This is a genomic window from Pseudomonas sp. IT-P74, assembly GCF_949768175.1.
Classification (GTDB): domain Bacteria; phylum Pseudomonadota; class Gammaproteobacteria; order Pseudomonadales; family Pseudomonadaceae; genus Aquipseudomonas.
On the sequence record NZ_CATKQD010000044.1, the window covers coordinates 1 to 22167 of the forward strand.

Sequence of the window (22167 nt, forward strand, 5' to 3'; positions counted from 1 at the left end):
TAAAAAAAGCACCCCGCAGGGTGCTTTTTCTGTCGCTGGAAGCTTAGCGCTTCAGCGAGGCCGGCAGGTGCGGCTGGATCGCCGTCAATACTGCCTTGAAGCACTTGGTGTTACCGGCAACGACGTGGCCTTTTTCAAGGAAGTCGTGACCGCCGGTGAAGTCGCTCACCAAACCGCCGGCTTCCTGGATCAGCAGGGCGCCTGCAGCCATGTCCCACTCGGACAGGCCCGACTCCCAGAAGGCGTCGAAACGGCCGGCGGCCACGTAGGCCAGGTCCAGGCTCGCCGAACCTGCGCGGCGGATGCCGGCAGTCTGGCCAACCAGGGCGCGGAACATGCCCAGGTAGTTGTCGAGGTTGTCCATCTGGTCGTCACGGAACGGGAAGCCGGTACCCAGCAGGGCGCCGTCCAGGCTGGTGCGGCCGCTGACGCGCAGGCGACGACCGTTCAGTTGAGCGCCGCGACCACGGCTGGCGGTGAATTCTTCCTGGCGAACCGGGTCCAGAACAACAGCGTGCTCAAGACGACCGCGGTATTTGCAGGCAATGCTGACAGCGAAGTGAGGAATGCCGCGCAGGAAGTTGGTGGTGCCATCCAGCGGATCGATGATCCACAGGTACTCTTCGCCTTCGATGCCGGTGCCGGCGTGCATGCCGGTCTCTTCACCCAGGATCGAGTGATTCGGGTAGGCCTTGCGCAGGGCGTCGATGATTTTCTGTTCGGCGGCGCGATCCACCTCGGATACGTAATCCTTGGCGTCTTTTTCGTCGACCTTGATGGTATCCAGGCGCTCGATGGAGCGGAAGATCAATTCACTGGCGCTGCGGGCGGCGCGCAGCGCGATATTCAGCATGGGCTGCATGGATGTGTCACCTAAGGTTGTTAAAGAAAGCCGGGCATTCTATCAGAAAGTTTCTACAGGAGAAGGACGGCGTTCGCTTTCATGGCTTAACGGTAGGATGAGCTGTAAGATTCCGCTCCCGATTATCGTGTTCGAGAGCGCCTCCCTTGCTGCAAAACATTCGTGTCGTCCTGGTCAATACCAGCCATCCGGGCAATATCGGCGGGGCTGCGCGTGCCATGAAGAACATGGGGCTGTCGCGGCTGGTGCTGGTCGAGCCTCGTGTGTTCCCGCATCACGAGGCCGATGCCCGCGCCTCCGGTGCCGGTGACATCCTTGAAAACGCGCAAGTCGTCGCCACCTTGGAAGATGCCTTGGTCGGTTGCAATCTGGTGCTTGGCACCAGTGCTCGCGACCGGCGCATTCCCTGGCCGCTGCTCGATCCCCGCGAATGCGGAACGAAAGTGGTCGAGGAAGCCGGGCAGGGCGCGGAAATCGCTTTGGTGTTCGGTCGTGAAGACTCCGGCCTGACCAACGAAGAGCTGCAGCGATGTCATTATCACGTTCACATTCCATCAGACCCGGAGTTCAGTTCGTTGAACCTTGGGGCGGCGGTGCAGGTGTTGGGTTATGAAGTGCGCATGTCCTGGCTGGCGGCCCAGGGTCAGCCGAGCAAGGTCGAGAAGGACGAAGTGGCTTCGGTCAAAAGCGCCGAGCTTGCGACCATGGATGAGCTGGAGCGATTCTATGAACACCTGGAACAGACCCTGGTGGCCATCGAATTCCTCGATCCGGAAAAGCCACGGCACTTGATGGCGCGCCTGCGCCGGTTGTACGGACGCAGCTCGGTCAGTCGGGCGGAAATGAATATTTTGCGTGGCATCCTCACGGAAACCCAGAAAGCGGCCCGTGGTGAGCTCCTTAAGCGGAAGGATTAATGATGTTCGAGCGTTTGCGTGAAGATATCCAGAGCGTATTCCACCGAGACCCGGCGGCGCGTAACGCTTTTGAAGTCCTGACCTGCTATCCCGGCATGCATGCCATCTGGATTCACCGTTTGTCGGCGATGCTGTGGCGCGCGGACCTGAAGTGGCTGGCGCGGCTGGTGTCGAACTTCGGGCGCTGGTTGACCGGGATCGAGATCCATCCGGGGGCCAAGGTCGGCAGGCGCTTCTTCATTGACCATGGCATGGGCATTGTCATCGGCGAAACCGCCGAGATCGGCGATGACGTGACCATTTATCAGGGCGTGACCCTCGGTGGTACCAGCTGGAATAAAGGCAAGCGCCACCCGACGCTGGGTGATGGTGTCGTTGTCGGTGCCGGCGCCAAGGTGCTTGGCCCGTTCACTGTTGGTGCGGGAGCCAAGGTTGGTTCCAACGCCGTGGTGACCAAGGAAGTGCCGCCGGGCGCCACTGTGGTGGGTATTCCGGGGCGGATCATCGTCAAGCCCGACGAAGAGCAGGACGCCAAGCGCAAGGCCATGGCCGAGAAGATCGGTTTTGATGCCTATGGCGTGACTGAAGACATGCCTGACCCGGTGGCGCGTGCCATCGGTCAACTGCTTGATCACCTGCAGGCGGTCGATGGGCGTCTGGAGGGGATGTGCGGAGCGTTGAAGGACTTGGGCAGCAATTACTGTGCGAAAGATCTGCCTGAGTTGCGTGAAGAAGACTTTGCCTGTGTGAAGGACAAGGATCAGAGTCAGGCCAGTTAGACCGAGTTGGGCTTATCGCGAGCAGGCTCGCTCCTACATTTGAAATGCGTTCCCCTGTAGGAGCGAGCCTGCTCGCGATGAACGATGACTCGGTATTACTGGCTGTTCACAGCCAGCCTTTGCTATGATGCTGCCGCTCTTTTGCGGGTAATCCTGACTAAAGTACTAGGTCTTATAGTTGACTTAAATACTCGGGAATTGCATACTCGCCTCATTCCGATTTCCGTGGTAATTGTCCATGCGACTGACTACAAAAGGCCGATACGCCGTGACCGCCATGCTCGATTTGGCGTTGCACGCGCAGCACGGGCCCGTGTCCCTGGCCGATATCTCCGAGCGCCAAGGCATCTCCCTGTCCTACCTCGAACAGCTTTTTGCCAAATTGCGCCGTAGCAATCTGGTGTCCAGCGTCCGTGGTCCAGGCGGCGGCTACCAGCTGTCCCGCGACATGCAGGGCATCCAGGTCGCCCAGGTGATCGATGCGGTGAACGAATCGGTCGATGCAACCAAATGCCAAGGGCAGGGTGATTGCCATTCCGGCGACACTTGCCTGACCCACCACTTGTGGTGCGATCTGAGCCTGCAGATTCACGAATTTCTGAGCGGTATCAGCTTGGCTGACCTTGTGACTCGCCGTGAGGTGCAAGAAGTAGCCCAGCGTCAGGACCAGCGCCGTTGCAACAGCAAGGCGCCACGCCTGGACAAGATTGAAGCGTCCGCCGTCGAATGACAGCCGAAGAGCTAGCGGCACGCCAGCCAGCCTGATTTAGGAGATAGTCCATGAAATTGCCGATTTACCTTGATTACTCTGCGACCACCCCGGTTGATCCGCGTGTTGCGCAAAAAATGAGTGAATGCCTGCTGGTCGACGGAAACTTCGGTAACCCGGCGTCCCGTTCCCACGTGTTCGGCTGGAAAGCCGAAGAGTCCGTCGAAAACGCCCGTCGTCAGGTCGCTGACCTGGTCAACGCCGACCCGCGTGAAATCGTCTGGACCTCCGGTGCCACCGAATCCGACAACCTGGCAATCAAGGGTGCGGCGCATTTCTATGCCACCAAGGGCAAGCACCTGATCACCACCAAGATCGAGCACAAGGCTGTCCTGGACACCATGCGCCAGCTGGAGCGTGAAGGTTTCGAAGTGACCTACATCGAGCCTCGTACCGATGGCCTGGTGACCCCTGAGATGATCGAAGCCGAACTGCGCGACGACACCATCCTGGTTTCGGTCATGCACGTGAACAACGAAATCGGCACCATCAACGACATCGCAGCGATCGGCGAACTGCTCCGTTCCAAGGGCATCCTGTTCCACGTCGACGCCGCTCAGTCCACCGGTAAGGTCGAGATCGACCTTTCGAAGCTGAAAGTCGACATGATGTCGTTCTCCGCCCACAAGACCTACGGCCCTAAAGGCATCGGCGCCCTGTACGTCAGCCGCAAGCCGCGCGTACGTATCGAGGCGACCATGCATGGTGGCGGCCACGAGCGCGGCATGCGTTCCGGCACCCTGGCGACCCACCAGATCGTCGGCATGGGTGAAGCTTTCCGCGTAGCCAAGGAAGACATGGCTGCCGAGAACGCGCGCATCAAGGCGTTGAGCGACCGCTTCTACAAGCAGGTCGAGCACCTGGAAGAGCTGTACGTCAACGGCAGCATGACCGCCCGCGTTCCGCACAACCTGAACCTGAGCTTCAACTACGTTGAAGGCGAGTCGCTGATCATGGCGCTCAAGGATCTGGCGGTGTCGTCCGGTTCGGCCTGCACCTCGGCATCCCTTGAGCCTTCGTACGTGCTGCGCGCCCTGGGCCGCAACGACGAACTGGCGCACAGCTCGATCCGCTTCACCTTCGGCCGTTTCACCACCGAAGAAGAAATCGACTACGCCGCGCAGAAAGTCTGCGAGGCCGTTACCAAGCTGCGCGCTTTGTCGCCGCTGTGGGACATGTACAAAGACGGCGTCGATATCTCGAAGATCGAGTGGGCGGCACACTAAACAAAGAAGCCGCCGGATACAGGTCCTGTAGCAGCGCGGCGGTAAACGCAGCGTAACTACAGGGTCTCAAGAGCGGCCCTGATGAGTGAGGATTGAGAATCATGGCTTACAGCGAAAAGGTCATCGACCACTACGAAAACCCGCGCAACGTCGGCAAGATGGACGCGCAAGATCCTGATGTCGGCACCGGCATGGTCGGCGCTCCGGCGTGCGGTGACGTGATGCGCCTGCAGATCAAGGTCAACGACGCCGGCATCATCGAAGATGCCAAGTTCAAGACTTACGGCTGCGGTTCGGCTATCGCTTCCAGCTCCCTCGCCACCGAGTGGATGAAGGGCAAGACCCTGGACGAAGCGGAAACCATCAAGAACACCCAGCTGGCTGAAGAACTGGCCCTGCCGCCAGTGAAAATTCACTGCTCGGTACTCGCTGAAGACGCCATCAAGGCGGCTGTTCGCGATTACAAGCAGAAGAAAGGCTTGATCTGATTTTTGGCGACGAGTAAGGAGTCACCGATGGCTATCAGCATGACAGAAGCGGCTGCTCGACACGTGCGGCGCTCCCTCGACGGGCGCGGCAAAGGTGAAGGGATTCGTCTGGGTGTTCGCACCACAGGCTGTTCCGGCCTTGCCTACGTGCTGGAGTTTGTCGACGAGGTGGTTGCAGAGGACCAGGTGTTCGAAAGTCACGGCGAAAAAGTGATCATCGACCCGAAAAGCCTGGCCTACCTGGACGGCACCGAGCTCGATTTCGTCAAGGAAGGGTTGAACGAAGGCTTCAAGTTCAACAACCCCAACGTGCGCGGTGAATGTGGCTGCGGCGAAAGCTTCAACATCTGAGGCTTGTCGTGGGTACTCCTTGTCATTTCGCTTTATTTGAGCTGCAGCCGAGTTTCGATCTGGACCTCGATCAGCTGGCTACGCGCTACCGTGAGTTGGCGCGCAGTGTTCATCCGGACCGCTTTGCCGACGCTTCCGAGCGTGAGCAGCGCTTGGCGCTGGAGCAATCGGCGAGCCTCAACGAGGCCTACCAGACGCTCAAGAGTCCGCCCAAGCGCGCGCGTTACCTGCTCGCCCTGAATGGTGGCGAACTGCCGCTGGAGGTCACGGTGCATGATCCGGAGTTCCTTCTGCAGCAGATGGAGTTGCGTGAAGAGCTCGAAGACCTGCAGGACAGCGCCGACCTCAATGGCGTTGCCGTCTTCAAGCGTCGCCTGAAGGCTGCCCAGGATGAACTGAACCAAAGCTTCGCAGCTTGCTGGAACGATGCCGCTCACCGTGAACAGGCCGAACGCCTGATGCGGCGCATGCAGTTCCTCGACAAGCTCACCTACGAAGTGCGCCAGTTAGAAGAGCGCCTCGACGATTAACCCAGTGCCGCTCCGGTCGCACGCCTGATATACAGATAAGTCCTGATAACGATGGCCCTACTGCAGATCGCCGAACCCGGCCAAAGTCCTCAACCGCACCAGCGTCGTCTGGCTGTGGGGATCGACTTGGGCACTACCAATTCGCTGGTCGCTGCATTGCGCAGTGGTCTTTCCGAGCCGCTTGCCGACGCAGAAGGGCGGGTCATCCTGCCGTCTGCCGTGCGCTACCACGCCGATCGCGTCGAGGTTGGCGAATCCGCCAGGCTGGCCGCCGCCACCGATCCGTTGAACACCGTGCTGTCGGTCAAGCGCTTGATGGGTCGTGGTCTGTCCGACGTCAAGCAGCTGGGTGATCAGTTGCCGTACCGCTTTGTCGGTGGCGAGTCGCACATGCCGTTCATCGAGACGATCCAGGGCCCGAAAAGCCCGGTGGAAGTGTCCGCCGACATCCTCAAGGTCCTGCGCCAGCGCGCTGAAGCGACTCTGGGTGGTGAATTGGTGGGTGCGGTCATCACCGTTCCGGCCTATTTCGACGACGCCCAGCGTCAAGCCACCAAGGACGCGGCCAAGCTGGCCGGTCTGAACGTGCTGCGCTTGCTCAATGAGCCGACCGCTGCAGCCGTGGCTTACGGCCTGGACCAGCACGCCGAAGGCCTGGTCGCGATCTACGACCTGGGCGGCGGTACCTTCGATATTTCGATTCTGCGCCTGACCGGCGGTGTCTTCGAGGTTTTGGCTACCGGTGGCGACAGCGCCCTGGGTGGTGATGACTTCGACCACGCAATCGCTGGCTGGATCATCGAGAGCGCCGGCCTGTCCGCCGATCTCGATCCGGGCGCGCAACGCAATTTGCTGCAAACTGCCTGTACGGCCAAGGAAGCCCTGACCAATGCGGCGGCCGTTGAAGTGGCCCATGGCGACTGGAAAGCCGAGCTGACCCGCGAAGCCTTCAATGCGCTGATCGAGCCGATGGTCGCTCGCAGCCTGAAAGCCTGCCGCCGCGCCGTTCGCGACTCCGGTATCGAACTGGACGACGTGCATGCCGTGGTCATGGTCGGTGGTTCGACTCGTGTGCCTCGCGTTCGCGAAGCCGTTGCCGAAGCCTTCGGTCGCCAGCCGCTGACTGAAATCGACCCGGATCAAGTGGTCGCCATCGGTGCTGCGATCCAGGCCGATACCCTGGCCGGCAACAAGCGCGACGGCGACGAACTGCTGCTGCTCGACGTGATTCCGCTGTCCCTGGGGCTGGAAACCATGGGCGGCCTGATGGAGAAGGTGATTCCGCGCAACACCACCATCCCCGTCGCCCGCGCTCAGGACTTCACCACTTACAAAGACGGCCAGTCGGCCATGGCCATCCACGTATTGCAGGGCGAGCGCGAGCTGATCAGCGACTGCCGCTCCCTGGCGCGCTTCGAGCTGCGCGGCATTCCGGCGATGGTGGCTGGTGCGGCGAAGATTCGCGTGACCTTCCAGGTCGATGCCGATGGTCTGCTGAGCGTTTCCGCTCGGGAACTGGGTTCGGGCGTTGAGGCGAGCATTCAGGTCAAGCCGTCCTATGGCCTGACCGACGGCGAAATCGCCAAAATGCTCAAGGATTCGTTCCAGCACGCCAATGACGACAAGGTTGCCCGTGTATTGCGTGAGCAGCAGGTCGACGCCCAGCGCCTGATCGAGGCGGTGCAGGCTGCTCTGGAGGCCGATGGCGAGCGCTTGCTCGACGCCGAAGAGCGCCTGGTCATCGACATGCAGGTGCAGGAACTGACCGAACTGATGAAAGGTACCGATGGTTACGCCATCGAGCAGCAGACCAAGCGTCTGTCGCAAGTGACCGACGCCTTTGCTGCCCGCCGCCTGGACTCGACGGTGAAAGCCGCGCTGGCGGGGCGCAACCTGAATGAGATTGAGGAATAACGATGCCGCAGGTCATTTTTCTGCCACACGAGAAGTTTTGCCCCGAAGGCATGGTTGTTGAGGCTGAGCCGGGGATTTCCATCCTCGAGCTGGCCCACGAGCACCACATCGAGATGGAAAGCGCCTGTGGCGGCGTCTGCGCCTGCACTACCTGCCACTGCATCATTCGCGAGGGTTTCGACTCGCTGGAAGAGGCTGACGAGCTGGAAGAGGACTACCTTGACAAGGCTTGGGGTCTTGAACGCGAGTCTCGTCTGGGGTGCCAGGCCAAGGTCGGCACCGAAGACCTGACCGTCGAGATTCCGAAGTACTCGCTCAACCACGCAGCCGAAGCACCGCACTGATTCAAGGAATTGTCATGAAACTCAAGTGGACTGATGTGCTGGAGATCGCGATCCAGCTGGCTGAAAGCAAGCCCGACGTGGACCCTATGTCGGTCAACTTCGTCGATCTGCGTAAATGGGTGATGGAACTACCCGATTTCGACGACATGCCTGAGCATTGTGGCGAAAAGATCCTGGAGGCCATTCAGGCCCACTGGATCGAAGAACGCGACTGAGCCACGCCGCAGGTTAGGCAATACCCGAGAACCCGCGTATAATTCGCGGGTTTAATTTTTCGTAAATTACCGTTTCTGGAGTTACACCATGGCTGTTCAACGTACTTTCTCCATCATCAAGCCTGACGCCGTTGCTAAAAACGTGATCGGCGAGATCACCACTCGTTTCGAAAAAGCTGGCCTGCGCGTTGTAGCTTCGAAACTGAAGCAACTGTCCAAAGCCGAAGCTGAAGGCTTCTACGCTGAGCACAGCGCTCGTGGTTTCTTCAACGACCTGGTTGCTTTCATGATCTCCGGTCCGGTTGTCGTTCAGGTTCTGGAAGGCGAAAACGCTATCGCTCTGAACCGTGAGCTGATGGGCGCTACCAACCCTAAAGAAGCTGCTGCCGGCACCATCCGTGCTGACTTCGCTGACTCCATCGACGCCAACGCTGTACACGGTTCGGACTCCGAAGCCGCTGCCGCTCGCGAAATCTCGTACTTCTTCGCAGCTACTGAAGTAACCACTCGCTAAGCATTGGCTTAAGAGTGAAGGTGAATCCATGACTACATCGACTGTAAAAACTAACCTGCTGGGTCTGACTCAGCTGGAAATGGAAAAATTCTTCGACTCAATCGGGGAGAAGCGTTTCCGTGCCGGTCAGGTAATGAAATGGATTCACCACTTTGGTGTCGATGATTTCGATGCCATGACGAACGTCAGCAAGGCCTTGCGCGAAAAGCTCAAGACTGTTGCCGAGGTCCGTGGTCCGGAAGTGGTCAGCGAGGACATCTCCAGCGACGGCACCCGCAAGTGGGTGGTGCGCGTGGCGTCCGGCAGCTGCGTCGAGACCGTGTACATTCCCCAGGGCAAACGCGGCACCTTGTGCGTTTCGTCCCAGGCAGGCTGTGCCCTGGATTGCAGTTTCTGCTCCACCGGCAAGCAAGGCTTCAATAGCAACCTCACCGCCGCCGAAGTCATCGGCCAGGTGTGGATTGCCAACAAATCCTTTGGCAGCGTCCCGGCAACCGTCGACCGTGCCATCACCAACGTGGTGATGATGGGCATGGGTGAGCCGCTGCTGAACTTCGACAACGTCGTCGCGGCCATGCATCTGATGATGGACGACCTGGGCTACGGCATTTCCAAACGCCGCGTGACCCTGTCGACCTCCGGCGTGGTGCCGATGATCGATGAGCTGTCCAAGCACATCGACGTCTCCCTGGCGTTGTCCCTGCACGCACCGAATGACGCATTGCGTAACCAATTGGTGCCGATCAACAAGAAGTATCCGCTTAAGATGCTGCTCGAGTCGTGCCAGCGCTATATGTCGAATCTCGGCGAAAAGCGCGTGCTGACCATCGAATACACCTTGCTCAAAGACATCAATGACAAGGTCGAGCACGCGGTGGAAATGATCGAGCTGCTGAAGAATATTCCGTGCAAGATCAACCTGATCCCGTTCAACCCGTTCCCGCACTCCGGTTACGAGCGCCCGAGCAATAATGCGATTCGTCGCTTTCAGGATCAGCTTCACCATGCAGGTTTCAATGTCACCGTCCGTACCACCCGTGGTGAAGACATCGACGCCGCATGTGGTCAACTGGTAGGGCAGGTGCTGGATCGCACCCGTCGCAGCGAACGTTATATCGCCGTGCGTGAACTGAACGCCGAAAACGATGTAGCGCAAGACGCCGCGAAATAACCAAGAGAGGATCTCTATGTCCCTGCGCTTTGCGCTGCTTTTGCTGTTGGCCAGCCTGTGTGCTGGCTGCGTGCTTTCGGGCGATTACAACCCGATGAAGACCAGCAAGGGCCGTGATGAAGCGCGTGAGGCGTACGTGCAACTCGGTATCGGGTATTTGCAACAAGGCATGACCGAGCGTGCCAAGGTCCCACTGAAGAAAGCGTTGGAGCTCGATAGCTCCGATCCTGATGCCAACGCGGCGCTGGGGCTGGTGTTCCAGGCCGAGATGGAACCGGAGCTTGCCGACGAGCATTTTCGCAAGGCACTGTCTTCCCGTCCCGCCGATGCACGGATCCTCAATAACTACGGCAGTTTTTTGTTCGAGCAGAAGCGTTACAGCGAAGCCTACGATCGCTTTGAACAAGCCGCTGCCGATACCCTGTATCCTGAGCGTTCGCGGGTGTTCGAGAACCTGGGCATGACCGCTGCAATGCTCGGTCAGCGGGATCTGGCCCAACAGCAACTGGAAAAAGCCCTGCGCCTGAACCACCAACAACCACGTGCATTGCTGGAAATGGCTGAGTTGTCTTACGAAGACAGGCATTATGTGCCCGCGCGTGACTATTACGACCGTTTTAGCCAGCTCTCCGAGCAAAATGCACGTAGTCTATTGCTCGGCGTTCGGCTGGCAAAAGTGTTCGAAGACCGCGACAAGGCCGCAAGCAAAGGCCTGCAACTAAAAAGACTCTATCCCGGTACGCCGGAATATCAGCAATACCTGTCGGAGCAATGATGAAAGCGGCGCATCCCGAAGTTGTAGCAGCGAATCGCGTAAACCCCGGTGAGACCTTGCGCCAGGCCCGCGAAAGCAATGGCTGGTCGCTGGCCGAAGTGGCCCTCAAGCTCAACCTCACCACCACTTCCCTGAGCAATCTGGAAGCCGGCGCCTTCGACAAGCTGCCCGGGCATACCTTTGCCCGCGGTTACATTCGTGCCTATGCCAAATTGCTCGGCATGGACCAGGCCGTTCTGGTCCGGCAATTCGATCAATCCACCGGTACCGATTCCCAGGGCAGCAATGTTCACAGCCTGGGTCGTATTGAAGAGCCGGTGCGGGTTTCACACACCATTTTGCGAATCGTCAGCCTGCTGTTGCTGGTCGCGGTGATCGGTGGCGGTTTCGTCTGGTGGCAGGATCAGACCTCGATGCGCACCAAGGACCTGATCGGTCTGGCACCCGAGCACGTAGAAGTCGAAGGCGCCGACGGTACGACTCAGATTCACCCGCTGGACGAGCCGGAAGACCAGGCCGTCGCGGAAGGTCAATCCGAAGGCGGAACCGCCCTCGCGCTGCCACAGGCTGATGCTCCGGCTGAAGCACCAGAACCGGCTCAAGCGACTGCGCCAGCCGCTCCGGCAGCGCCGACCACGCCAGCCGCGCCTGTTGTCGCAGCGCCGGTGACCCCGGTAACTCCGGCTCCGGCAGCTCCAGTCGTTCCGGCCCCGGTGGCGACTACACCGATAGCCCCTGTTGCTCCAGCGCCAGCCGCGTCGGTGGCCGGTCAAGGCCAGGTTCAGGTGCAGTTCACCTCCGATTGCTGGACACAAGTGACCGACGGTAGCGGCAAGGTGCTGTTCAGCGGTCTCAAACGCAAAGGCGACAGCCTGGCAGTCAATGGCAAACCACCGTTTGCCGTGCGTCTGGGCTTTGCCCGCGGCGCTCAGGTCAGCTACAACGGCCAGCCGGTCGATGTCGCTCCGTTCACCAGTGGCGAGACTGCTCGCCTGAAGTTGGGTCAATAAGTCATGCACGGCGAATCTCCAATCAAACGTCGCGAATCCCGCAAGATCTGGGTCGGTAACGTGCCTGTTGGCGGCGATGCGCCTATCGCTGTGCAGAGCATGACCAACAGCGACACCAACGATGTCGCGGCCACGGTCGCGCAAATCAATCGCCTGGAAGCGGCCGGCGTCGATATCGTGCGGGTTTCCGTACCGGACATGGACGCCGCCGAAGCTTTCGGCAAGATCAAGCAGCTGGTCAAAGTACCCTTGGTTGCCGACATTCACTTCGACTACCGGATCGCTTTGCGCGTAGCCGAACTGGGTGTCGATTGCCTGCGGATCAACCCGGGCAACATCGGTCGCGAAGACCGTGTGCGTGCGGTGGTGGATGCCGCCCGTGACCGCGGGATCCCGATCCGTATCGGCGTCAATGCCGGTTCCCTGGAAAAAGACCTGCAAAAGAAATACGGCGAGCCGACCCCGGCTGCGCTGGTCGAGTCTGCCTTGCGCCACGTCGAACACCTTGAACGCCTGAACTTCCAGGACTTCAAGGTCAGCGTGAAGGCCTCCGACGTGTTCATGGCCGTCGAAGCCTACCGCTTGCTGGCCAAGGAAATCGTCCAGCCACTGCACCTGGGCATCACCGAAGCCGGTGGTTTGCGTTCCGGCACGGTGAAATCTGCCGTGGGCCTCGGTATGCTGCTCGCCGAAGGGATTGGCGATACTATCCGCATCTCGTTGGCGGCCGACCCGGTCGAGGAAGTGAAAGTCGGCTACGACATTCTCAAATCCCTGCACCTGCGTTCCCGTGGCATCAACTTCATCGCCTGCCCGAGTTGCTCGCGGCAGAACTTCGATGTGGTCAAGACCATGAATGAGCTGGAAGGGCGCCTCGAGGATTTGCTGGTGCCGCTGGATGTTGCGGTCATCGGTTGTGTGGTCAACGGCCCGGGTGAAGCCAAGGAAGCCCATATCGGCTTGACCGGCGGCACGCCGAACCTGATTTACATCGACGGCAAGCCGTCGCAGAAGCTGACGAATGACAATCTGGTGGATGAGCTTGAACGCTTGATCCGCCAGAAAGCGGCCGAAAAGGTCGAAGCTGACGCTGCCGTTATCGCGCGCGGCTGAACCTGACTGTAGAGCCGAATGAATTTAAGGATTTAAAGTGAGCAAGTCATTGCAAGCCATTCGTGGCATGAACGACATCCTGCCCGAACAGACTCCCCTGTGGCGTCATTTCGAAGGCACCGTTTCGCGCCTGCTGGATAACTATGGTTACAAGCAGATCCGCATGCCGATCGTCGAGTTCACCGAACTGTTCAAGCGTTCCATCGGTGAAGTGACCGACATCGTCGAAAAAGAGATGTACACCTTCGACGACCGCAACGGCGACTCCCTGACCCTGCGCCCCGAAGGCACGGCGGCCTGTGTGCGCGCGGTACTGGAACACGGCATCACCGGCGGCGGCCAGGTTCAGAAACTCTGGTACATCGGCCCGATGTTTCGCCACGAGCGTCCGCAGAAAGGCCGTTATCGCCAGTTTCACCAGATCGGTGTGGAGGTGTTCAACCTCGACGGTCCGGACATCGACGCCGAGCTGATCGTGCTGACCTGGCGCCTGTGGGGCGAACTGGGCATCCGCGATGCGGTCAAGCTCGAACTGAACAGCCTGGGTACCAGCGAGTCCCGTGGCCGTTATCGTGAAGCGCTGGTCGAGTTCCTGTCGCAACACCTGGACAAGCTGGACGAAGACAGCCAGCGCCGCCTGAAGACCAACCCGTTGCGCGTCCTGGACACCAAGAACGCCGAGACGCAGGCAATTCTGGTCGATGCGCCGAAAATGGCCGACTACCTCGACGAAGAATCCCGCGTGCATTTCGAGGGCCTCAAGGCTCGCCTGGACGCCGCCGGCATTCCTTACGTGATCAACCCGAAGCTGGTTCGCGGGCTGGATTACTACAGCAAGACCGTTTTCGAATGGGTCACCGACAAGCTCGGCGCCCAGGGCACCGTGTGTGCCGGTGGTCGTTACGACGGTCTGGTGGAGCAGATGGGCGGCAAGCCGACCGCCGGCGTTGGCTTTGCCATGGGCATCGAACGCCTGGTCCTGCTGCTGGAAACCCTGGAGCAGATTCCGCAAGAGATCTCCCGTCAGGTCGACGTCTACCTCTGCGCCTTCGGTGAAGCCGCCGAACTGGCTGGCCTGACCCTGGCGGAGCGCGTTCGTGACCAGTTGCCCAACCTGCGCCTGCAAGTGAATGCCGGCGCCGGCAGTTTCAAAAGCCAGTTCAAGAAGGCCGACAAGAGCGGTGCGCTGTACGCGCTGATCCTCGGTGACGACGAAATGGCCCAGCAAGTGGTAGGTTTCAAACCCCTGCGTGGCCAGGGCGAACAACAAAGCATTGCCTGGGATGCGCTTGCTGCACACCTGGCCACCTGCGTCGTGCAGGGTTGAAGCTGTCTAAACAGCCGAATTAGCGATTAAGGAGTATTGGGGTGTCGAGTACCGAAGACGAACATTTGATGGAACTGAAGGAATGGTGGTCACGCAACGGTAAGCCCCTGGTCACTGGTGGCCTGTTGGCGCTGGTCATCGTGTTCGGCTGGCAGGCGTTCCAGAAGTATCAGAGCAATCAGTCGCAAGGCGCCTCGATTCTCTATCAGCAATTGCTCGAAACCACGCTGACGCCTGACGGCAAGCCTGATGCGGCCCGTGTTTCGGACCTGGCCGGCAAGCTCAACAGCGAGTTCGGCGGCAGCGCCTATGCGCAGTACGGCAGCCTGTTCGTGGCCAAGGTGGCGGTCGACAGCGGCAAGCTGGACGACGCGGCCAGCGAGCTCAAAGCTATTGTTGCCAAACCGGCCAACCCGGCGCTGGGCGAAATCGCCCGTCAGCGTCTGGCTCAGGTGCTCGGTGCGCAGAACAAGGCCGACGAAGCACTGAAGCTGCTCGAAGGCGTTGCCGACAAGGCATTCCTGGCCACTCGCGAAGAACTCAAGGGCGACCTGCTGGTGCAGTTGGGTCGTACCGACGAGGCGAGCGCGGCGTATCAAAAAGCCAAGGCGGCACTGTCGGATGAAGCGGCGGTCGGTGGCCTGCAAATCAAGCTGGACGACCTGGCCAAAGGGGATGCGTGACGTGATTCGTTGGAAACATGCAGCATTGCTGGCCCTGGCCATTTTGGCCGCGGGTTGCAGCAGCAACAGCAAAAAAGAACTGCCTCCGGCCGAACTGGTCGACTTCAAAGAAGAAGTGGTTCTGCAAAAGCAGTGGAGTCGTTCGATCGGTGACGGTCAGGGCGAAACCTACAACATGCTGGTTCCGGCCATCGATGGCGATACCATCTATGCCGCCGACGTCACTGGCGTGTTGATGGCGATGGACCGCAACACCGGCGACGTCAAGTGGAAGAAAGACCTCGAACTGCCTGTCTCCGGCGCCGTTGGTGTCGGTTACGGTCTGGTCACCATTGGTACGATCAAGGGTGAAATCGTTGCCCTGGACGCGATCAACGGTGAAGAAAAGTGGCGCGCTCGCGTGTCCAGCGAAGTATTGGCGCCGCCAGCCAACAACGGCGACGTCGTGGTGGTTCAGACCCAGGACGATCGTCTGATCGGTCTGGATGCCTCCACCGGTGACCGTCGCTGGATCTATGACAGTACGCCTGCGGTACTGACCCTGCGCGGTACCAGTGCGCCGATCGTGACCAACCGTCTCGCGGTGGCTGGCCTGTCGACCGGTAAAGTGGTTGCCGTGGACATCACCAACGGCGTACCGGTGTGGGAACAGCGCGTAGCGATCCCGCAAGGTCGTTCGGAGCTGGAACGCGTGGTCGACATCGACGGTGGCTTGCTGCTGTCGGGCGAGACGCTGTATGTCGCCAGCTATCAGGGGCGCGTTGCCGCTCTGGACCTGCAAAGCGGCCGTCAGCTCTGGCAGCGTGATGCTTCCAGCTATGCCGGTGTCGCCCAGGGTTTCGGTACCGTGTACGTGAGCCTGTCTTCGGGCACCGTTGAAGGCGTCGACGAGCGTTCCACCACAGCGTTGTGGAGCAACGACTCGCTGGCCCGCCGTCAACTGTCGGCTCCGGAAGTGTTCTCCAGCTACGTTGCAGTCGGTGACCTGGAAGGTTACCTGCACCTGCTGAGTCAGGTGGACGGTCGTTTCGTCGGCCGCGAGCGCATCGACAGCGACGGCCTGCGCGCCCGTCCGCTGGTGGTGGGTGACACGATTTATGTGTATGGCAACAGTGGCAAACTGGAAGCCCTGACCATCAAGTAAGAACTATGCTTGGGGTTAACCACCCCAGGCTGCTTCACTTGTGGGTATGAATGTGGGAGCGAGCCTGCTCGCGATGGACGTCAACGATTACGTTTGCGTCCTGAATAAACGCGGTGCCCTGGCGTTTTTCGTCGGAACGCCGCCCGGAGCCGGCTCGCTCCCACAGACAAGCGCGCAGTGTTGCCCCGAGCACCAGCCGCTGCCTCGCAGCGGCTTTTGTATTTTCTGAAATAACGAAGTGGAGAGCCGCATGGTTCCCGTAATCGCCCTGGTGGGCCGACCGAACGTCGGCAAGTCCACCTTGTTCAACCGCCTGACCAGGACTCGTGACGCCATCGTCGGCGACTTGTCCGGTCTGACCCGTGATCGCCAGTACGGTGAGGCCAAGTGGCAAGGGCGTTCCTACATTCTGATCGACACCGGCGGTATCTCCGGTGACGAGCACGGTATGGACGAAAAGATGGCCGAGCAGTCGCTGCTGGCCATCGAAGAAGCGGATGTCGTTCTGTTCCTGGTAGATGCCAAGGCCGGTTTCACCGCCGCCGACCAGATGATCGCCGAGCATTTGCGCAAACGTAACAAGCGTTCCTACGTGGTTGCCAACAAGGTCGACAACATCGACCCTGAAATGGCCCGCGCCGAATTCGCCCCGTTGGGCATGGGCCATGCGATTCCGATCGCCGGTGCTCACGGTCGTGGCATCACCCAGATGCTGGAAATCGCCCTGAGTGACTTCCCGAAAGACGACGACGAGCTGGAAGAAGGCGAGGAAGAAGACGTCGCCGAAGGCGAGGAAGCCAAGCGCATTCCTGGCCCAAGCGAAAAAGACGGGATCAAGATCGCGATCATCGGCCGTCCGAACGTCGGCAAGTCGACCCTGGTCAACCGCATGCTCGGGGAAGACCGGGTCATCGTCTACGACCAACCCGGTACCACCCGCGACAGTATCTACATCCCGTTCGAACGTAACGACGAGAAGTACACGCTGATCGACACCGCCGGTGTGCGCAAGCGCGGCAAGATCCACGAAGAAGTCGAAAAGTTCTCCGTGGTCAAAACCCTGCAAGCGATCAAAGACGCCAACGTGGTGATCTTTGTGATGGACGCCCGCGAAGGCGTGGTGGACCACGACCTCAACCTGCTGGGCTTTGCCCTTGAGGCCGGTCGTGCATTGGTCATCGCGATCAACAAGTGGGACGGCATGACGCCGAGCGAGCGCGACTTCGTCAAGATCGAGTTGCAGCGTCGTCTGTTCTTCGTCGAGTTTGCCGATATTCACTTTATCTCGGCACTGCACGGCACCGGTGTGGGCAACCTCTACGCCTCGGTACAGAACTCGTTCAAGTCCGCGGTTACCCGCTGGCCGACCAGCCGCCTGACCCAGATCCTGGAAGACGCGGTCAGCGAGCACCAGCCGCCGATGGTCAACAGCCGCCGGATCAAGCTGCGTTATGCCCACCTCGGTGGCGCGAACCCGCCGATCATCGTGATCCACGGTAACCAGATCGAGAAGGTGCCGAAGTCCTATGTGCGTTACCTGGAAAACACGTACCGCCGTGTGCTGAAGCTGGTCGGTACGCCGATCCGCATTGAGTTCAAGGGTGGCGAGAACCCGTACGAAGGCAACAAGAACACGCTCACCGACCGTCAGGTCAACAAGAAGCGTCGCTTGATGTCGCACCACAAGAAGGCCGACAAGAAGCGTCGCGACAAGCGCTGATTGGGGTTTTTCCTGTGGGAAGAAGAGGGCGCCAATGGCGCCCTTTTTCATGCCTGCCGTTTGGGCTATTCTCGGACTCCCCCGCGCCGCCGTAGAGCCGGGTGTAGAGCAGGGAACCACCGATGATCACCAGTAAGCTGCCGAATGTCGGCATCACTATCTTCACTCAGATGTCTCAGCTCGCGGCTCAGACCGGCGCGCTCAATCTGTCCCAGGGTTTCCCCGATTTCGATGCCCCGCAGGCCCTGTGCGATGCGGTCGGCCGGCATATCGCCAGCGGCCATAACCAGTATTCGCCAATGACCGGGCTGGCGCTGTTGCGTCAGCAGATCGCAGCGAAGATCACCCGTAGTTATGGCGTGCAGGTGGATGTCGATAGCGAAGTGACGGTCACCCCTGGCGCGACCCAGGCAATTTTCTGTGCCATCCAGGCGGTTATCCACAGTGGCGACGAAGTCATCGTGTTTGACCCGGCGTACGACAGTTACGAACCTTCGGTGGAGCTGGCCGGCGGTCGTTGCGTGCATGTGCAGCTGGGTCTCGACGATTTCAGCATCGATTTCCAGAAGCTCGCCGATGCCTTGAGCCCGCGTACGCGGATGATCATCCTCAACACTCCGCACAACCCCAGTGGCGCATTGATCAGCCGTGCCGAACTCGACCAGTTGGCAGCCTTGATCCGCGATCGCGACATCTACGTGATCAGCGACGAAGTCTATGAACATCTGGTGTTTGATGGCGTGCCCCACGTCAGCGTGCTGAATCATGAAGAGCTGTATAAGCGCGCCTTCGTGGTCAGCTCGTTCGGCAAGACCTACCACGTCACCGGCTGGAAAACCGGCTATGTGGTAGCGCCACCGGCCCTGACGGCGGAACTGCGCAAGGTGCACCAGTACGTCAGTTTCTGCGGCGTGACCCCGCTGCAATACGCCTTGGCCGATTACATGGCCGAGCATCCCGAGCACGTCGAAGAGCTGCCGGGTTTCTATCAGGCCAAGCGTGATCTGTTCTGCGATCTGCTGGCGCCGTCGCGTTTCAGCTTCACCCGGGTGACCGGCACCTATTTCCAGTTGGTCGATTACTCGCAGATCCGTCCGGACCTCAATGACGTCGAGATGGCCCTGTGGATGACTCGCGAACATGGCGTGGCCAGCATCCCGATCTCGGTGTTCTACCAGACGCCGCCGGTCGGCCAGCGCCTGGTGCGGCTGTGCTTTGCCAAGCGTGAGGAGACCCTGCGTGAAGCAGCGGAAAAACTATGCGTGATCTGAGTGCATTGCCCAAGCTGACCGTTGCGCTGATCCAGACGTCCCTGGCCTGGCACGACCGCCAGGCCAACCTCGAGCATTTCGAGCCGTTGCTGGAGCAGGCTCGCGGCGCCGACCTGATCATTCTGCCGGAGATGTTCACCACCGGGTTCTCCATGGAGTCCGAGGCCCTCGCCGAAGCGGAAAACGGCCCCACCAGCAAATGGCTGCGGGCTCAGGCAGCAAAGCTTGATGCGGTGATCACCGGTAGCGTGATCGTTCAGGCCGCCGATGGCAGTCATCGCAATCGCCTGCTGTGGGCACGCCCGGATGGCGAGGTGCTGCACTACGACAAGCGTCACCTGTTCCGCATGGCCGGTGAGCATAACCACTACACCCCCGGCGAGCGCCAGGTGCAGTTCGAGCTCAAGGGCTGGCGCGTGCGACCGCTGATTTGCTACGACCTGCGCTTCCCGGTGTGGAGCCGTGACGCCCAGGACACCGATCTGCTGCTGTACACCGCCAACTGGCCGGGTGCGCGGCGTCAGCACTGGAACCGCTTGCTGCCGGCGCGGGCGATCGAGAACCTGTGCTATGTGGCGGCGGTCAACCGCATCGGGACTGACGGCAAGGGCTTTGCCTATACCGGTGACAGCCAGGTGCTGGATTTCCAGGGTGAGACATTGCTCAGTGCGGGGGAGGCTGACGGGGTGTTCAAGGTGGTGCTGGATGCGGCGGAACTGGCGGCGTATCGCACGCGGTTTCCGGCGAATCTGGATGCCGATACCTTCGAGTTCACCTGAAATTCGCGGCGCCTGACAGGACCTCATCGCCAGCAGGCTGGCTCCCACATTGGAATGCGATCTCCTGTGGGAGCCAGCCTGCTGGCGATGGGGCCAGAACAGGCAACGCAAAACGGACAGGCAAACAAAAAGGCCCCGAGGTTCACACCCCGGGGCCTTTTGCTTTTCGGCTGACAGTTTACGCCGCTTTCGCTTCCGGCTGGCTCAGCGAACGGTTCAGTGCGCTGAACAGGGCCTTGAAGCTGGCGGTGGTGATGTTTTCGTCGATGCCGACGCCATGCACCGCACGTTCACCGTTCACACGCAGTTCAATGTAGGCCGCAGCCTTGGCATTGGTACCCGCGCCGATGGCGTGCTCGTTGTAGTCCATGATTTCCACCGGTACGGGCAGGCCGGCCACCAGCGCTTCCAGGGCGCCGTTGCCCTTGCCGCGCCAGTGCAGGTTGGTCTCGCCCTGGCCTTGGCTGGCCACTTCCACTTCAACGGCGCTGTGACCGTTTTCTTCCTGCAGGCGATGGCTGACCAGCGCGTACGGGGTGTTGGCCTGCAAGTACTCGCTGTGCAGCAGTGCGTGGATCTGCTGGGCGGTCATTTCCAGGCCCAGGCGGTCGGTTTCACGCTGCACGACCTGGCTGAACTCGATCTGCATGCGACGCGGCAGGCTGATGCCGTATTCCTGTTCCAGGAGGTAGGCGATACCGCCCTTGCCCGACTGGCTGTTGACGCGGATCACCGCCTCGTAGCTGCGGCCGATGTCGGCCGGGTCGATTGGCAGGTACGGTACTTCCCACAGTGCATCGGATTTCTGCTGGGCAAAGCCCTTGCGGATCGCATCCTGGTGCGAGCCGGAGAACGCGGTGTGTACCAGGTCGCCGACGTACGGGTGACGCGGGTGCACCTGGATCTGGTTGCACTCTTCGACGACTTTGCGCACGCCGTCGATGTCGGAGAAGTCCAGCTCAGGGTTCACGCCCTGGGTGTAGAGGTTCAGGGCCACGGTCACCAGGTCGACGTTACCGGTACGCTCGCCGTTGCCGAACAGGCAGCCTTCGACGCGGTCGGCACCGGCCATCAGGCCCAGTTCGGTGGCGGCAACGCCAGTGCCGCGGTCGTTGTGCGTGTGCAGGCTGATGATCACGCTGTCACGACGGTTGATGTGACGGCCGAACCATTCGATCTGGTCGGCATAGATGTTCGGGGTCGCGCATTCCACCGTGGCCGGCAGGTTGAGGATCATCTTGTGCGCGGGCGTCGGGTTCCAGACTTCGATCACCGCGTCGCAGACTTCCTTGGCGAACTCCATTTCGGTGGCGCTGAAGGTTTCTGGCGAGTACTCGAAGGTCCACTCGGTGTCCGGCTGCATGGCCGCGTATTTGACGAACAGCTTGGCGGCGTTCACGGCAATGGCCTTGACCCCGTCCTTGTCCTGGTTGAAGACAATGCGGCGGAAGGAGGGGGAGGTCGCGTTGTACAGGTGAACGATGGCTTTCTTCGCGCCGCGCAGGGATTCGAAGGTGCGCTCGATCAGGTCTTCACGGCCCTGGGTCAGCACCTGGATGGTGGTGTCGTCAGGGATGTGGTTGCCTTCGATCAGGGTGCGGACGAAGTCGAAGTCGGTTTGCGAGGCGGCCGGGAACGACGCTTCGATTTCCTTCACGCCAACCTGCACCAGGGTTTTCCAGAAGCGCAGCTTCTTGACGGCGTCCATCGGTTCGATCAGCGACTGGTTGCCGTCGCGCAGGTCGGAGCTGCACCAGATCGGCGCGGCGGTGATGGTTTTCGATGGCCAGGTGCGGTCCGGAATGTCGATGGTTGGGAACGCGCGGTATTTCGAAGACGGGTCTTTGAGCATGCTCATCGGGAAATCCTTATTGTGTGGGCCGAAAAAAGGCGGCCTGCCGGTGGATCAAAAGTTCTTGGAGTACGGTTTGGGACGAGACACCACGATTCAGCCCGGCAGTCGTGCACTGACGAGGCACAGGCTGCGGTGCTGGCGGAGCTGAATGAGGGTGTGAGAGGTTTTCATGCCTTCAACCCTAACCGCGAGGGTGAAGGTTGGCAAGCAGTCGAAAAAAATTGAGAGGAATACTCGAAGGGCAAGGTTCTGCGAGATTTTATTGTGCGTAACGACACAGATTGTTTTGATGATTGCGCAGGGTTTGATTGGTGCGCAATTGAGATTTTGGTGTGCATGATCGAGTTTCGATGGCTGTGAGTCTGTCATCGCTAGCAGGCTAGCTCCCACAGGGGATTTGTATTGTGAAC

General features: G+C 60.1%; 23 protein-coding genes. 21 read left to right on the forward strand and 2 right to left on the reverse strand.

The genetic code is table 11. The features are described 5' to 3' along the window. Positions 1-43: 43 nt before the first annotated feature. Entirely contained in the window at positions 44-862 is an 819-nt protein-coding gene (gene suhB, locus ACM6J5_RS18505) for an inositol-phosphate phosphatase (RefSeq protein ID WP_008053258.1), read from the reverse strand. 146 nt (positions 863-1008) lie between these two features. Here suhB and trmJ point away from each other — a divergent pair, with 146 nt between their 5' ends. The 21 genes from trmJ to ACM6J5_RS18610 all read left to right on the forward strand — a co-directional run bounded on the left by trmJ (position 1009) and on the right by ACM6J5_RS18610 (position 19902). Continuing rightward, positions 1009-1779, forward strand: coding sequence for a tRNA (cytosine(32)/uridine(32)-2'-O)-methyltransferase TrmJ (gene trmJ, locus ACM6J5_RS18510; RefSeq protein ID WP_414929112.1), 771 nt, complete (start codon positions 1009-1011; stop codon positions 1777-1779). A gap of 2 nt (positions 1780-1781) precedes the next feature. Beyond that, positions 1782-2558, forward strand: coding sequence for a serine O-acetyltransferase (gene cysE / locus ACM6J5_RS18515; protein WP_095945783.1), 777 nt, complete (start codon positions 1782-1784; stop codon positions 2556-2558). A 238-nt stretch (positions 2559-2796) separates the two neighbouring features. Beyond that, entirely contained in the window at positions 2797-3288 is a 492-nt protein-coding gene (gene iscR, locus ACM6J5_RS18520; RefSeq protein WP_003227911.1) for a Fe-S cluster assembly transcriptional regulator IscR, read from the forward strand. Positions 3289-3338: 50 nt separating this feature from the next. Continuing rightward, on the forward strand, positions 3339-4553 hold the full coding sequence (locus tag ACM6J5_RS18525; RefSeq protein WP_095945782.1) for an IscS subfamily cysteine desulfurase: 1215 nt from the start codon (positions 3339-3341) through the stop codon (positions 4551-4553). Between the two features lie 101 nt (positions 4554-4654). Then, positions 4655-5041, forward strand: coding sequence for a Fe-S cluster assembly scaffold IscU (gene iscU / locus ACM6J5_RS18530; protein WP_056721266.1), 387 nt, complete (start codon positions 4655-4657; stop codon positions 5039-5041). A 27-nt stretch (positions 5042-5068) separates the two neighbouring features. Beyond that, positions 5069-5392 (forward strand): iron-sulfur cluster assembly protein IscA, encoded by a 324-nt coding sequence (gene iscA, locus ACM6J5_RS18535; protein ID WP_003227904.1) that lies wholly within the window; start codon positions 5069-5071, stop codon positions 5390-5392. 8 nt (positions 5393-5400) lie between these two features. Then, entirely contained in the window at positions 5401-5922 is a 522-nt protein-coding gene (gene hscB, locus ACM6J5_RS18540) for a co-chaperone HscB (RefSeq protein ID WP_046040913.1), read from the forward strand. 51 nt (positions 5923-5973) lie between these two features. Then, entirely contained in the window at positions 5974-7836 is a 1863-nt protein-coding gene (gene hscA / locus ACM6J5_RS18545) for a Fe-S protein assembly chaperone HscA (protein WP_095945781.1), read from the forward strand. Positions 7837-7838: 2 nt separating this feature from the next. After that, a complete protein-coding gene (fdx, locus tag ACM6J5_RS18550; protein ID WP_020795601.1) occupies positions 7839-8180 on the forward strand; it encodes an ISC system 2Fe-2S type ferredoxin in 342 nt (113 codons plus the stop codon). A 14-nt stretch (positions 8181-8194) separates the two neighbouring features. Continuing rightward, complete coding sequence (iscX, locus tag ACM6J5_RS18555) at positions 8195-8395, forward strand: Fe-S cluster assembly protein IscX (RefSeq protein WP_007973999.1); 201 nt, start codon at positions 8195-8197, stop codon at positions 8393-8395. 88 nt (positions 8396-8483) lie between these two features. Beyond that, a complete protein-coding gene (ndk, locus tag ACM6J5_RS18560) occupies positions 8484-8909 on the forward strand; it encodes a nucleoside-diphosphate kinase (RefSeq protein ID WP_007903599.1) in 426 nt (141 codons plus the stop codon). Between the two features lie 28 nt (positions 8910-8937). Then, entirely contained in the window at positions 8938-10080 is a 1143-nt protein-coding gene (rlmN, locus tag ACM6J5_RS18565; RefSeq protein WP_056721259.1) for a 23S rRNA (adenine(2503)-C(2))-methyltransferase RlmN, read from the forward strand. A gap of 16 nt (positions 10081-10096) precedes the next feature. Then, positions 10097-10855, forward strand: coding sequence for a type IV pilus biogenesis/stability protein PilW (gene pilW / locus ACM6J5_RS18570; RefSeq protein ID WP_414929113.1), 759 nt, complete (start codon positions 10097-10099; stop codon positions 10853-10855). Further along, complete coding sequence (locus ACM6J5_RS18575; protein ID WP_150674279.1) at positions 10855-11865, forward strand: helix-turn-helix domain-containing protein; 1011 nt, start codon at positions 10855-10857, stop codon at positions 11863-11865. Before pilW ends, ACM6J5_RS18575 begins: the two co-directional genes overlap by 1 nt. Positions 11866-11868: 3 nt before the next feature. Continuing rightward, positions 11869-12978: a flavodoxin-dependent (E)-4-hydroxy-3-methylbut-2-enyl-diphosphate synthase gene (gene ispG / locus ACM6J5_RS18580; protein WP_003185136.1), complete on the forward strand. Its 1110-nt coding sequence runs from the start codon at positions 11869-11871 to the stop codon at positions 12976-12978. A gap of 37 nt (positions 12979-13015) precedes the next feature. Beyond that, the gene (hisS, locus tag ACM6J5_RS18585) at positions 13016-14305 is read left to right on the forward strand and encodes a histidine--tRNA ligase (RefSeq protein ID WP_046040930.1); all 1290 of its coding nucleotides are present in this window, start codon (positions 13016-13018) and stop codon (positions 14303-14305) included. Positions 14306-14346: 41 nt separating this feature from the next. Further along, positions 14347-14988: a YfgM family protein gene (locus tag ACM6J5_RS18590; RefSeq protein WP_414929114.1), complete on the forward strand. Its 642-nt coding sequence runs from the start codon at positions 14347-14349 to the stop codon at positions 14986-14988. Next, complete coding sequence (gene bamB, locus ACM6J5_RS18595; RefSeq protein ID WP_095945777.1) at positions 14981-16132, forward strand: outer membrane protein assembly factor BamB; 1152 nt, start codon at positions 14981-14983, stop codon at positions 16130-16132. Before ACM6J5_RS18590 ends, bamB begins: the two co-directional genes overlap by 8 nt. Positions 16133-16382: 250 nt before the next feature. Then, positions 16383-17852 carry a ribosome biogenesis GTPase Der gene (gene der / locus ACM6J5_RS18600; RefSeq protein WP_046040936.1) on the forward strand — a complete coding sequence of 490 codons (1470 nt, stop codon included), beginning with the start codon at positions 16383-16385 and terminating at the stop codon, positions 17850-17852. Positions 17853-17974: 122 nt separating this feature from the next. Beyond that, positions 17975-19123, forward strand: coding sequence for a pyridoxal phosphate-dependent aminotransferase (locus ACM6J5_RS18605; protein WP_414929115.1), 1149 nt, complete (start codon positions 17975-17977; stop codon positions 19121-19123). Next, a complete protein-coding gene (locus tag ACM6J5_RS18610; protein WP_414929116.1) occupies positions 19111-19902 on the forward strand; it encodes an amidohydrolase in 792 nt (263 codons plus the stop codon). The genes ACM6J5_RS18605 and ACM6J5_RS18610 overlap by 13 nt, the downstream gene beginning before the upstream one ends. 178 nt (positions 19903-20080) lie before the next feature. Here ACM6J5_RS18610 and leuA read toward each other — a convergent pair whose 3' ends face one another. Beyond that, positions 20081-21760, reverse strand: a complete 1680-nt coding sequence (gene leuA / locus ACM6J5_RS18615) for a 2-isopropylmalate synthase (RefSeq protein WP_095945774.1) — start codon at positions 21758-21760, stop codon at positions 20081-20083. Positions 21761-22167 lie beyond the last annotated feature (407 nt).